Annotated in this window: 9 protein-coding genes; 3 read left to right on the top strand and 6 right to left on the bottom strand. The window is 74.0% G+C overall.

Annotated features, from left to right (window positions below):
* Positions 1-107: 107 nt before the first annotated feature.
* From ACH4T9_RS20530 to ACH4T9_RS20510, 5 genes are all read right to left on the bottom strand, one after another.
* Positions 108-965 carry a spermidine synthase gene (locus ACH4T9_RS20530; RefSeq protein WP_396673289.1) on the bottom strand — a complete coding sequence of 286 codons (858 nt, stop codon included), beginning with the start codon at positions 963-965 and terminating at the stop codon, positions 108-110.
* A gap of 64 nt (positions 966-1,029) precedes the next feature.
* On the bottom strand, positions 1,030-1,983 hold the full coding sequence (locus ACH4T9_RS20525; protein ID WP_396673433.1) for a hypothetical protein: 954 nt from the start codon (positions 1,981-1,983) through the stop codon (positions 1,030-1,032).
* Between the two features lie 107 nt (positions 1,984-2,090).
* Positions 2,091-4,565 (bottom strand): AAA family ATPase, encoded by a 2,475-nt coding sequence (locus tag ACH4T9_RS20520; protein WP_396673288.1) that lies wholly within the window; start codon positions 4,563-4,565, stop codon positions 2,091-2,093.
* Positions 4,565-5,713: an exonuclease SbcCD subunit D gene (locus ACH4T9_RS20515; protein WP_396673287.1), complete on the bottom strand. Its 1,149-nt coding sequence runs from the start codon at positions 5,711-5,713 to the stop codon at positions 4,565-4,567. The genes ACH4T9_RS20520 and ACH4T9_RS20515 overlap by 1 nt, the downstream gene beginning before the upstream one ends.
* A gap of 76 nt (positions 5,714-5,789) precedes the next feature.
* Positions 5,790-7,541, bottom strand: a complete 1,752-nt coding sequence (locus tag ACH4T9_RS20510; protein ID WP_396673286.1) for an ATP-binding protein — start codon at positions 7,539-7,541, stop codon at positions 5,790-5,792.
* Positions 7,542-8,684: 1,143 nt separating this feature from the next.
* Between ACH4T9_RS20510 and ACH4T9_RS20505 the strand changes: the two genes are divergently transcribed.
* Positions 8,685-8,963 (top strand): hypothetical protein, encoded by a 279-nt coding sequence (locus ACH4T9_RS20505; RefSeq protein WP_396673432.1) that lies wholly within the window; start codon positions 8,685-8,687, stop codon positions 8,961-8,963.
* A gap of 48 nt (positions 8,964-9,011) precedes the next feature.
* On the opposite strand, the gene ACH4T9_RS20500 is transcribed toward ACH4T9_RS20505, so the two are convergent.
* On the bottom strand, positions 9,012-9,779 hold the full coding sequence (locus ACH4T9_RS20500; RefSeq protein ID WP_396673285.1) for a pyrimidine reductase family protein: 768 nt from the start codon (positions 9,777-9,779) through the stop codon (positions 9,012-9,014).
* A gap of 410 nt (positions 9,780-10,189) precedes the next feature.
* On the opposite strand from ACH4T9_RS20500, the gene ACH4T9_RS20495 reads away from it, so the two are divergent.
* On the top strand, positions 10,190-11,503 hold the full coding sequence (locus ACH4T9_RS20495) for an ABC transporter substrate-binding protein (protein ID WP_396673284.1): 1,314 nt from the start codon (positions 10,190-10,192) through the stop codon (positions 11,501-11,503).
* A gap of 152 nt (positions 11,504-11,655) precedes the next feature.
* A complete protein-coding gene (locus ACH4T9_RS20490; RefSeq protein WP_396673283.1) occupies positions 11,656-12,642 on the top strand; it encodes a carbohydrate ABC transporter permease in 987 nt (328 codons plus the stop codon).
* Positions 12,643-12,649: the final 7 nt, after the last annotated feature.

Raw genomic sequence — 12,649 nt, 5'->3', positions numbered from 1 at the left:
CCCCCGGCCGGGACGGACGGCCCCGCATGCGCGCAGACCCCCGGGCGTCCGACGACGTCAGCCCGGCTCCCAACGGCCCGGTCGCCCGGTGGTGCGGAGCCACCGGATCACCGGCGGACGGAGAAGATTCCCGGTGGCGGCGGGGTGGAGTCGGTGGCGTCGGCGTCGCGGACCACTGCGGCCCCGCCGACGAACCGGTCGAGCTCGTCGCCGGCCACCACCCGACCGGGGAACCAGTCCCCGGCCGCCCGGCGGGTCAGCTCCGGCACCGGCGGCTCGACCCGGCCCGCGATCAGCACCAGGTTGCCGTAGCGCCGGCCGCGCAGCACCGCCGCGTCGCCGATCAGGCAGGCCCGGGGCAGCACCGTGCGGACCGTGGCGACCTGGGCGCGGGCGTGCCGCAGCGGCGGGCCGTCGGCGACGTTGGCCAGGTACCAGCCGCCGGGGTGGAGCACCCGGGCCACCTCCGCCGCGTACTCCACGCTGGTCAGGTGGGCCGGGGTGCGGGCACCGGAGAAGACGTCCGCGACCACCACGTCGTAGCTGCCGTCCCTGGTGGATCCCAGGGTGGCCCGGGCGTCGGCGACGCGCACCTTCAGCCGGGTGTCGGCCGGCCAGGGCAGCTCCCGGCGGACCAGGTCGACCAGGGCGGCGTCCACCTCGGCCACCCGCTGGGTCGAGCCGGGGCGGGTGGCCTGCACGTACCGGGGCAGGGTCAGCGCGCCGCCGCCCAGGTGCAGCACCCGCAGCGGCGCGCCCGCCGGGGCGACCAGGTCGAGGGCGGCGGCCAACCGCCGGACGTACTCGAACTCCAGGTGGGTGGGGTCGGCGAGGTCCACGTGCGACTGCGGGGCGCCGTCGAGCAGCAGGGTGAACGAGCGCGGCCGGTCCGCGTCCGGGACCAGCTCGGCCTCGCCGGTGTCCACCCGCGCCATGATGCGGTCCGTTCCCCGGCGGCGTCCCATCAGCGGCGCCCCGTCCGGACGACGACCCGGCGGCGGCTCTGTGGCCGGGCGGGGAAGCTGCCCATCAGCGGTGCTGCCCGCGGCCCCGGGCCGCGGCGGTCAGCGCCCGGTGCAGCAGGCGGGCGTCGCCGAGCAGCGCCCGCAGGCGGCGCTCCAGGCCGGCGATCGGGATCAGGTTCTGCGGGGCCCGCGGGTCCTTGTACGGGGTGGACGCGAACCGGGGGAGGGTGACCAGCGACAGGTCGGCCAGCGCGATCGCCTCGGACTCGGCCAGCTCGGCCGAGCACTCGACCCGCACGATGCCGGCCCACGGCGCACCGCCGCCGCCCGGCAGCCGCAGGTACCAGGAGTATCCGCCCCAGGCGGTGACGAGCCGGAACACCGGGGACCGCTGGCCCGCCCGCAGCCCGGTCACCACGGAGGTCAGCCGGGCGTCGAGGTACTGGCTGTGCTGGGTCTTGACGTAGCCGAGGGTGCGGGGCAACTGCCGGCGGCTGCGCAGCGGGCCGTCGACCACCAGCAGGTCCCCGTCGACCCGGGCCGCCCCGGAGACCTCCACCTCCAGCGCGGTCAACGGACCCTGCACGGCGGCCTGGAGCTTGTTCAGCTCGCCGGTGCCGCTGACCCGGTGCACCGGGTAGCGCACCGTCCCGGCCCGAACCTCCCGGGCCGACGGGCTGGCCGTGAACAGCCCTCGCCGCACCTGCGTCCCGGCGAGCCGGGCCGCGCCCCGCTCCAGGTCGCAGCGGACCACCCCGGCCGCGTACGAGGCGGCCACGCCGGGGAACGACGCGCCGTCGGCCTCGGCCGTCCAGACGCTGGCGTCGATCCGGCGCACCCCGTCGACCAGCAGCACCACGTCCGGCGCCCGCACCCCGGCCCGGACGTCGATGGACCGCCAGTCCACCGCCGGCAGCTCCACCTCGGCGTCGACCTGCTGCCTGCTCGGCGTGGCCGGCCCGCCGGGGACCGCCTCGAAGGACGCCCCGTAGCCCGGGCCCCAGGCGTCGACGAACAGCTCCGGGGCCGCCACGCCCGGCGGCCCCGTCCCGGCCGTGCTGGTCGGCCCCGCAGTGCCGGTCGGCCCCGCAGTGCCGGTCGGCCCCGCAGTGCCGGTCGGCCCCGTCACAGGCCGGTCCGTTCCACGCGGGCGGAGCGGGCGTCCTTGCGGACCTCGTACCGGACCGGGATGCGCTCGGCGAGGGCCGGCACGTGGGTGACCACCCCGACCATTCGGTCGCCCCGGGCGGCCAGGCTCTCCAGGGTGGCCGCCACCGTGTCCAGCGTGGCCGCGTCCAGGGTGCCGAACCCCTCGTCCAGGACGATCGACTCCAGGCTCGCCGCCGTGGTGGACATCCCGGCGAGCTGTTCCGACAGCGCCAGCGCCAGGGCCAGCGACGCCTGGAACGTCTCCCCGCCGGACAGCGTGCGCACCCCGCGCCGCAGCCCCGCGTCGTGGTGGTCGACCACGAAGAACTCGCCCTTGTCGTGCACCAGGTCGTACTGGCCGCCGGACAGCTCGCGCAGGATCCCCGACGCGCCGTCGACCAGCAGGTCCAGCGCCTCGGCCAGCAGCCAGCGTTCGAAGTTGTTGGCCCGCAGGTGCCCCGCGAGGGCCCGGGCAACCCGGGCCTGCTGCTCGTGGCCGGCCCGCTGCCCGTGCAGCTCGGCGGCCTGCTCGCGGCGTTCCACCAGCCGCCGGTGGGCCGCCTCGGCGCGCTCCACCGCGACGGTGGCCGCCCGCACCGGATCGTCCCCGGCGGCCAGCCCGGCGGCGGCGAAGACCCCGCCGATCCGCTCCTCCACGGCCGCGGCGGCGGCCTCCGCCCCGGCGACCGCCTCGGCCAGCCCCACCCGGTCCGCCCGCCGCCGCCGTGCCTGCGCGTCGGCCCACCCGGTCAGCGTCGTCCAGGCCCCGGCCACGTCGTCGCGGTCGGCGGCCGGCGGGCCGAACCGGGCCAGCCCGTCCCGGGTCGCGTCGAAGTCCCGCCATGTGGCGCGCAGCCGCTCCTCGGCGGCCTCCAGCGCGGCCCGGGCCCGCCGGGCGGCATCCCGGCCGGCCCGCACCCCGCCCGCAGCCTCGTCCAGTTCCCGGCGCAGCCGGGTGTGCTCGGCCAGGTCGTGCCGCAGCGCCTCGGGGGCGGCGGCCCCGCCGAGCTGGTCGTCCAGCTCGGCCAGCCGGCCCCCGAGCTGGTCGTGCTGGGCCCGGGCGCGCAGCAGCACCCGCTCCAGGTCCCGGGCCGCCGCGTCGCGCTCCTGCACCGCCTGCTGCGCCTGCTGTGTCGCGGCCCGGGCCGCCTTCCCGGCGGCGGTGGCCCTGACCACCGCCGATCCGGCCGGCACCGCCGGCACCCGGGGCACCACCTGCTCGCAGACCGGGCAGGCCGCCCCGTCGACCAGGTGCGCCCGCAGCGCCACCGCCTGGTCGGTGGCCTTCGCCTCCTCGTGCGCCCGGAACGCGGCGTCCAGCTCGACCTCGGCCCGCCCGGCCGCCGCCCGCGCCGCAGCCAGCGCGGCCACCGCCGCGTCGTGTTCGCGCTGCGCCGCGGTCACCGCCGTGGCCACCGACCCGATCTCGCCGGCCAGCCGGTCCCGGTCGGCGTGCGCCTTGAGCAGCAGCCGCAGCGCGCTCTCGTCGCCCGCGCCGGCCAGCTCCCCGCGCAGCTTCTCCTCGCGCTCCTCGGCCAGCGCCACCCCGGCCGCCGCCTCGTCGACGCCGGACCGCGCGGCGGCCACCGCCCGGGCCACCTCGGCCACCCCGTCGGGCGCCCGCACCGCGCCGAGCCCGGCCAGCTCGGCGTCGAGGGCGGCCAGCGCCGCGTGCGCGTCCCGCGCCGCCGCCCGGGCCCGCTCCCGTTCCGGTACGGCCGCCGCGACCGCTTCGGCCAACTCGTGCGCCCGGCCGACCTGGTTCTGCGCGTCGGCCAGCGCCGCGTCGTCGACGTCGGCGAGCCCGCCGAGCATCCTGTCGACCGCCTCCAGCTTCGCCTCGGCCTGACCGGCCCGCTCGGTGGCCCGCTTCTGCACGGTCTCGTAGACGCCGAGGCCGAGCAGGTTGACCAGGATCTGCTGCCGGGTCGCCGGCCGGGCGTGCAGGAAGTCGGCGAACTGCCCCTGCGGCAGCACCACGCAGCTGGTGAACTGCTCGTACGGCAGCCCGACCGCCTCCAGTACGGCCCGCTCCATCTCGGCCGGGGTGCCGGCCACCACCTCGCCCAGGTCCTCCGGGCTGAGCCCGGTGTCCAGCTTGGTCACGTCGAACCCGGGCGGCATCAGCTGCAACCCGGCGTTGGCCGTCTTGACGTTGCCCCGGCCGTCCCGGCGGACCACCCGGGTCGCCACGTAGCGGTCACCGGCCGACTCGAAGACCAGCCGGACCCGGGCCTCGGTGGCCGACGGGGCGAGCGCGTTGGCCAGCCCCCGCGTCCCGCCCCACCGGGGCACCGTGCCGTAGAGGGCGAAGCAGATCGCATCCAGCACCGTCGACTTACCGGAGCCGGTCGGGCCGACCAGGGCGAAGAAGTCGGCGTCGGTGAAGTCCACGGTCGTCTCGTCGCGGAAGACGGTGAAGCCCGCCATGTCCAGCCGCATCGGGCGCATCAGCGATCCGCCTCCTCGAACAGCTCGTCGAACAGCTCCCGGACGTCGGAGTCGGCGTGCCCCTTGCTGTCCAGGTAGTCGGCGAACAGGTCACGGGGTGACCGACCGGCCCGCTGGGCGGTGCGCGTCCCGCTGCCGGGGGCCGGCACCAGCTCCGGGTCGATCCGGATCTCCAGGGCCCGGGGAAGCAGCTCCTGCACCTCCTCGCGCAGCCCTGCCCGGGGCTGCTCCCGGACGAACACCCGCAACCAGCCCTCCGGCGGGGCGACCTCGGCGAGCTGGGCCAGGGTGCCGCGCACCGTGCGCAGCGGCACGGCCGCCGTGACCGGCACCTCGCGGATGCGCGCCGCGCTCGTCGCCGTCACCTCGACCATGGTGACCGACGGGATGTTCTCCTGCTCGCCGAAGTCCACGGCGAGAGGGCTGCCGCTGTAGCGAATAGGGCAGGGGCCGGACACCCGCTGCGACCGGTGCAGGTGGCCCAGCGCCACGTAGTGCGCGGTGCCCGGGAACACCGTCGCCGGGACGGCGTACCCGAGGACGGTGTGCGCGTCCCGCTCGCCGCCGCCGGTGGTCGCCCCGACCACGGTGAGGTGGGCGGTGACCAGGTGCACCCGGTCCGGCTCGGCGAAGCCCTCGGTGAGCCGGCCGAGCACCCGGCCGAGGTGGTCGGCGTACGTCTGGGTGGCCTCGGCGGCGGTCAGCTCGTACATCTCCACGGCGCGCACGGCGTACCGCTGGGACAGGAACGGCAGCGCGGCCACCCGCCACCGCTCGCCGCCCGCGGTGACCCCGTCGATCACGTGCTCGTCCGGGTTCTCCCGGACCCCGCCGCGCAGGGTGATGCCGGCCGCCTCGGCCCACGGCCGCAGCGCGTCGAGGGCCTGACCGTTGTCGTGGTTGCCGCCGATGGCCACCACGTCCGCGCTGGTGCGGCGCAGCGCGGTCAGCGCCCGGGTGACCAGCCGGGTCGCCTCCGGGGTGGGGGCGGCCGTGTCGTACAGGTCCCCGGCGACGATCACCAGGTCCGGCTGCTCCTGCCGGGCGACGTCGATCACCCCGGCGAGGACCTGCTTGTGCTCCTCGGCCCGGGACTGCCCCTTGAGCACCTTGCCGACGTGCCAGTCCGAGGTGTGCAGGATCTTCACCGTGTGGGCCCTTCGTTCGCGACTGCGGGACTTCCTCGCTTCGCTCGGGCGTTCCTCGCGCTCACGGGTCAGCCCCCTAGAACGGGATGTCGTCGTCGGCGCCGCCGCCCGAGCCGACCACCGCGAACGGGTCGGCCGCCCCGGTGATCGACCGTAGCGTCTCCGAGGGCGCCCGGCCGGCCTCGGAGACGCGGGTGGCCCACGCCGGGAACGGGAACTCCAGGCAGAGCGGGACCGGGATGTCCGGCTGGTTGACGAACATCGTGCCCGGCTTGGCCAGCAGCGCCCGCTGCCGCTGGGCGGGTGGGAGGAAGCCGTACTCCGGGCGGGACGCCTCGGCCGGGTCGAGCCGGCCGACCACCCGGATCGCCGAGTTGGTGACGATCCGCCGCTCCACCTCGCTCGCCGTCTGCTGCGCCCCGATCAGGATCACCCCGAGCGAGCGGCCCCGCTCGGCGATGTCCAGCAGCACCTCCTTGATCGGGGAGGAGCCCTCCCGGGGCGCGTACTTGTTCAGCTCGTCGAGGACGACGAAGAGCAGCGGCTTGGCTGTGCCGGCCTTCTCCTTGCGCTCGAACTCGCTCTTGAGCGTCACGCCGACCACGAAGCGCTGCGCCCGGTCGGGCAGGTTGTGTAGGTCGACGACGGTGACCTGGGCGCTCTCGGCGGTGTTGATCGAGTGCGGGCGGCGGGTGGTTAGGTCGCCCCGGATCAGCCGGCCCAGGTCCTTCTTGCTGCCGATCAGCCGCCGGGCGAACGCGTTGACCGTGCCCAGGCCGACCGCGCTGCCCGCCCAGTCGCCCCGGGTCTCGTCGTCGTTGAGCTGCTCGACGATGTGGTCGACCAGGTCGGTGTACGAGCCGAGCCGGACCCCGTCGACGCTCACCCCGCCGTCGGCGGGCTGGGCGTAGCGGGCCAGGTGGGCGGCGACCGAGTGGACGACCATCGTGTACTGCTGGCGCTCGTCGTCGGCGTCGGCGAAGACGTACGGCAGCATCCGGTCGGTGCAGAACTCGCTCAGCGTCCAGTAGAAGCTGTCCACCCCGGTCAGCCGGCTGCTCACGTCCGGCGTGCCGGAGGAGTCGCCGGCCCGGGGCGGGGCGTAGACCCGCACGTCGGGGAAGGCCCCGGCGTCCAGCCCGAGCTTCGCGTAGCCGGCCCGGGTGGCGTCGTCGAGGCGGGTGTTGGGGTGGTCGAGGAACAGCAGGTCCTCGCCCTTGACGTTGAAGATCAGCGCCTTGGCGTTGACGGCGTCCCCGCCGAGCACGCCGGAGCGGAAGACCGAGTAGAGCAGGAAGGTGGCGAAGCTGGTCTTCGTGGCCACCCCGGAGATGCCGGAGATCGAGACGTGCGCGCCTCGGCTTCCGTCGAGGAAGTCGGCGTTGAGGTAGACCGGGACGCCGTCGCGGCCCATCCCCATCGGGATCCGCCGCTCCATCCGGTCGAAGTGCAGCGCCCGGGCCCGGGCGTCGCCCTCGGCCCGGTGCACCACCGCCCCCGGCGTCGGCGGAACGTAGACCTCGGGGTCGACGCGGGTGGTGGTGATCTCGGCCGCCTCCTGCACCATCGCCGGCAGGGTGCCGTCGGCGATGGCGAAGACGTCCGAGTCGAACTGTGCGCCCTCGTGCCGCGCCCGCACCTGGGTCACCACGCCGGCGATGGTCACCGGCTCCCGGTCGGGCATCTCGCGCCGGGTCACCACCACGTCGTCGAGCTGGAGGTAGCTGCCGGGGGCCACGGCCGTCCAGAACGTCAGCGGGGTGGCGTCGGCGGTGCCGAGCACCCGGCCGACCCCCTCGCCGGGGCCGTCGAACTCGTCGTCGGTCATCCACGCGCTCCGGTCGGCTGGTCGTCTCGGTCAGGGCCCACGGGGTGCATCCTGCCCGAGGGATGCGACAGGTTGCCACGCGACGCGTCGGACGACACCCGCCACCCCCGACATCGTGGCGCACCGCTTCCGGCCGGGCACGGACGGTGGCGAACGCACCCGTAGCGACATCCACCGTCAGGGGGGTAAGTGCGGTAGTTGCGGCTTGATCGATAGATCGCGGCGAAGGCCCTGACCATGTTGTGGGCCCTGGCCGATGTGGGTGGGCGTGTGAGGTGGGACAGCGGGCCTGCCGTCCGAGCGGCTGGGGTGCCAGGCGGGTAATGCCACCCCGCCCCTTTGCTCTGCTGCCGCCACCGCAACACCAGCACCGCCGTGCAGCACCAGCACCAGCGTCGCGCAGCCGCTTCGCGTCGGGTGCTGGCACGAGAGGTCGGCAGAACCGTCACGCTCCGCGCGCGTTGCACAGGGGGCAGCAGAGCAAAGGGGGCGCTGCGGGGTTGCCCGCCGGGTGGCGACGAGGTCAGCATCGGCGTTCCCGCCCCGCTCCCGCCCCTGGTGGTGGGGGCCCAGTCGTTCGCGGGTAGCCACGGGGGCCGTTCGTCAGCCCTGTTCCTCTTCGTCCGCTGGCGGCCGGGGTGGGCGATTATGCCGGGCCCACTCGTCGACCTCGTCCGCATCCCAGACGTTCATCCCGACCAGGCGGGCGAGAGGTTCCGGGAAGCCGGGCTGACGAGTGATCTGCAGGACCCACTGCCGTGACACGCCGAACAGGGCGACCAGCTCGCCAGGCCCGTGGGAGGCACTGGATGAGGTTGAGAGACGCCCGGCACCTCGGACTCGTGAAGCTGCGCCAGGTGTTCCCCCGGGACTCCTGCGTCTCATGGCTCTGGCGACACCGGGACCGACTCGACTCCGCCCGTGCGGCGGGCACGTCCGGTGCGGCCGGATCGGTCGTACGCCGGAGCCGGGGGAGGACAAGGTGACCGCACGTCGGCTGCCCCTGCTGATCCGGGCCGCTTGGCGCACGCTCGAATGGCACCGACACCGCCGCTGCTCCGCCTGCTGCCCGAGCGGGTGGTGCCCTCTGGTGCAGGCGGCCAAGACCAGGATCACGGCGTGGCGACTGTTCAGCCCTCGCCGATGATCGACCTCAAGGCGGGCGACGTTCTCCATATAACCCGCGCCTGCAGCGTCCAGTTCATCCGGCCGATCATGTTCAGGCTGATCAAGGTGAGGACTGACCTGATCACCTACGACGGATGGACCTGGATAGAGGGGTACGAGTTGGATGCCAAGGGCGATGCGGTCGCCCGGCGGGAACTGTTCGTTCTCAAAAAGTGCATGCGGAGGATGAACCGCCCGGCCGGGCCCACCCCCGCCCAGCGTGGCCGCCGACCCGTCAACCAGCGCCCCGGCTGAGGCACCACCCCTGCCGACACCGCCGGGCTACGCGCCGGGCCCGTCGGGCTACGCGACCGGGGCGGGCGCCCCGTCCCGGGCGTACCGGAGCATCAGCGCGCCGTCCGCGGCGGCCAGCACGTGTCGCAGTGGCAGCTCCCGGTGCGGGCCGGGGTTCCCGGCGGTGATCCGACCCGGGCCCGCCCCGGCGAGCAGCGGCGCGACGGTCAGGCAGACCTCGTCGACCAGGTCGGCTGCGGTGAGCGCGCCGAACAGGTGCGGCCCGCCCTCGCAGAGGAGTTGGCCGAGGCCCCGCCGGCGCAGCTCGGCGAGACCGGCGGCCAGGTCCACCCGGTCGGTCCCGCAGCGCACCAGCTCGGCCACCTCGGCCAGGCCGGGGGGCGCCGTGGCGGCGGCATGGGTGAGCACGACCGGCCGCACCGGCGCGTCGGCGAACGCGGCCTGCGCCGGGTCCAGGGCCAGTGAGCCGGAGACCACGACCAGGGTCGGGTACTCGGCCAGCCCCCGCGCGCGGCGCCAGGCCCGGCGCGGCCCGCTGAGCCGCACCGCGCCGTAGTCCTCGTGCCGCAGGGTGCCGGCGGCCACCAGCAAACCGTCGCAGAGCATCCGCAGCAGGCCGAACACCCGCTTGTCCGGCTCGCCGGAGAGCCCGGCGGAGTAGCCGTCCACGGTGACCGCGCCGTCGACGCTGGTCACGAAGTTCACCCGCAGGCGGGGACCGGCGGCCCGGCCGTAGAGGGCGGTCAGCTCCGCGTCGTCGAGCGGCGACGGCGACGGGGCCGGCCACAGCCGGGAGATCGGGCTTGCGACGTTCATTCGCCGGCCGGGCCGGTGGCCGGAGGGGTGGGCTCGGGGGCCCGGTGCTGGCAGTCGCACCACTTCCGGCCCGGACAGTCGTCGTGCCGCCGCTCCCGGCAGGCTCGGCAGATCATGCCGGCAGCCTATGCCGGGGAAGGGGCGGGACGGCGCAGGGCCCGGAAGATCCGTGAACCGACGGCCCGGCGCGGCGCGGATCGAAACACGGCGGTAACGATATGGGAACGCTCCCATAGACTCATTGACACTTCCGGGACTCGCCGGCAATCTCATGGGAGCGCTCCCGCCGTGTGTCGCGGATCTCCTCTCCGAGCACGCCGGGTGTCCTCCGCAGGCTCCGTCCTCGGCGGCGCGCGACTGCACAGCACCCCCACCACGACACAGCCTCACCACTGAAAGAGGGGTCTCGGATGAGCGTCCCAATCCGTCGTCGGCGGCTCGCGGCCATCGCGCTCGCGTCCGTCGCGGTGATCGCCACCGCCTCCGCCTGCGGCGACGACTCGTCGGAAACGAGCAGCGACGGCGGCCCGGTCACCCTGGTCGTCGACGTCTTCGGCGACCAGGGCTTCGGCTACGACGAGCTCTACAAGCAGTACGAAGCGGAGCACCCGAACGTCAAGATCCAGGAGCGGGGCAAGGGCCTCGGCCTCGGTGACTACAACACCCGGCTGACCCAGCAGATCACCGCGGGCTCCGGCGCCGGCGACGTGGTCGCGCTCGAAGAGGGCACGATCGTGCAGTTCTACGCCCAGTCCGACAAGTTCGTGAACCTGGCCGACCACGGCGCGAGCGACCTCAAGGGCAACTTCCTGCCGTGGAAGTGGGAGCAGGGCACCACCCCGGACGGCAAGGTACTCGGCCTCGGCACCGACGTCGGGTCGATGGCGCTGTGCTACCGCAGCGACCTGTTCAAGGCCGCAGGCCTGCCGACCGACCGCGAGCAGGTCGCCGCCCTCTGGCCGACCTGGGACGAGTTCATCGCCACCGGCCAGAAGTTCGCCACCGCCGACAAGAAGCACAAGTTCGTCGACTCGGCGACCAACTTCTACAACGTCGTGCTGATGCAGACCGCCGGCGCCGGCTCCGGCTACACCTACTACGACAAGAGCAACAAGCTGGTCATCGGCGAGAACGCGGACGTCAAGACCGCGTACGACCTGACCACCAAGATGATCTCCGCCGGCCTGTCGAACAACCTCCAGTCGTTCTCGAACGAGTGGAACGCCGGCTTCAAGAACGGCACCTTCGCCACCATCGCCTGCCCCGCCTGGATGACCGGGGTCATCAAGGGCCAGGCCGGTGACGCGGCGGCCGGCAAGTGGGACGTCGCCAAGGCCCCGGGCAACGGCGGCAACTGGGGCGGCGCCTTCCTGGCCGTGCCGAAGTCCAGCAAGCACGCCAAGGAGGCCGCCGAGCTGGCGAAGTTCCTGACCAGCGCCAAGGGCCAGACCGCGGCGTTCAAGAAGGTCGGCAACCTGCCCTCGTCGCCGCAGGCCCTGACCGACCCGGCCGTGGCCGACTCCACCAACGAGTACTTCAGCAAGGCCCCGGTCGGCAAGATCTTCGCCGCCGGTGCGACCGACCTGAAGCCGGTCTACCTCGGCCCGAAGAACAACGCGGTCCGCACGGCCGTGGAGAACACCCTGCGCGCCGTCGAGCAGGGCAAGTCCGCCGGCGAGCAGTGGCAGTCGGCGCTGAAGAACGGCGCGGCCGCCGGTAAATGACCGGCCGAACCGACCGCGGGTGGCGTCGACAGTGCGACTGTCGGCGCCGCCCGCGGTGCCCGGTAAGCCCCGGCGCCGCCCGCGCGGCAGGCCGGTAAGCCCCCGGCGTCGCCCGCGCGACGGGTCGCGCCGACCGACGAGAAGGACCGTCGATGAGCCTGGACCTCCACACCGCAGCGCCCCCCGGCGGGGGTCGTGACCCCGCCCGCCGGGCCCGTGCCGCGCACCGTCGCCTGGCCTCCCTCACCCGGCTGGACCTGAAGTACTCCCCGTACCTGTACGTCCTGCCGTTCTTCGCGATCTTCGCCGTCTTCAGCGCGTACCCGATCGGTTACACCGTCTGGATCGCGCTCACCGACCGGTCGCCGCTGAACGCCACGATCAGCTTCGTCGGCCTGGACAACTTCGTCGAACTGTTGACCGAGGACCCGCAGTTCTGGAACGCGGTGGTCAACACGTTCGGCATGTTCGCGCTCTCCACCGTGCCGCAGCTGATGCTGGCGCTGGTGCTGGCCAACGCGTTGAACCGGAAGCTGCGCGCGCAGACCTTCTTCCGGATGGCCATCGCGATGCCGATCATCACCTCCACCGCCGTGGTCGCGCTGATCTTCTCGATGCTGTACGCCAAGGAGTTCGGCCTGGTCAACTGGCTGCTCGACCTGGTCGGCCTCGGCCCGATCGACTGGCGGGCGAACCGTCTCGCCTCCTGGTTCGCCATCTCCACCATGGTCGACTGGCGCTGGGTCGGCTACAACGCCCTGATCTACCTGGCCGCCATGCAGTCGATCAGCAAGGACATGTACGAGGCCGCGGCGCTGGACGGCGCGTCCCGCCGCCGCCAGTTCTGGTCGATCACCATCCCGCAGCTCCGCCCGACGATCATCTTCACGCTGATCGTCTCCACCATCGGCGGGTTGCAGCTCTTCACCGAGCCGCTGCTGTTCACCAGCGGCTCCGGGGGCATCTCCGGCGGCTCCGAGGGGCAGTTCCAGACCATCACCATGTACCTGCTCGACGTGATGAACACCCGCTTCCGCTGGGGGTACGCCGGCGCCGTGGCCCTGGTGTTGTTCCTGCTCATCGCGCTGGTGTCGCTGGTGAACTACCTGCTCGCCCGCCGCATCAGCTCCGACAAGTGAGGGTGCC

Source organism: Micromonospora sp. NPDC020750 (assembly GCF_044334565.1).
GTDB lineage: Bacteria > Actinomycetota > Actinomycetes > Mycobacteriales > Micromonosporaceae > Micromonospora.
This window is presented reverse-complemented; position numbering and strand designations above follow the sequence as displayed.

Excerpts from the sequence above, each read along its gene's own strand:
- ACH4T9_RS20530 (WP_396673289.1), bottom strand. The coding sequence starts at position 965 with ATGGGACGCCGCCGGGGAACGGACCGCATCATGGCGCGGGTGGACACC.
- ACH4T9_RS20520 (WP_396673288.1), bottom strand. The coding sequence starts at position 4,565 with ATGCGCCCGATGCGGCTGGACATGGCGGGCTTCACCGTCTTCCGCGAC.
- ACH4T9_RS20510 (WP_396673286.1), bottom strand. The coding sequence starts at position 7,541 with ATGACCGACGACGAGTTCGACGGCCCCGGCGAGGGGGTCGGCCGGGTG.
- ACH4T9_RS20505 (WP_396673432.1), top strand. The coding sequence starts at position 8,685 with ATGATCGACCTCAAGGCGGGCGACGTTCTCCATATAACCCGCGCCTGC.
- ACH4T9_RS20500 (WP_396673285.1), bottom strand. The coding sequence starts at position 9,779 with ATGAACGTCGCAAGCCCGATCTCCCGGCTGTGGCCGGCCCCGTCGCCG.
- ACH4T9_RS20495 (WP_396673284.1), top strand. The coding sequence starts at position 10,190 with ATGAGCGTCCCAATCCGTCGTCGGCGGCTCGCGGCCATCGCGCTCGCG.
- ACH4T9_RS20490 (WP_396673283.1), top strand. The coding sequence starts at position 11,656 with ATGAGCCTGGACCTCCACACCGCAGCGCCCCCCGGCGGGGGTCGTGAC.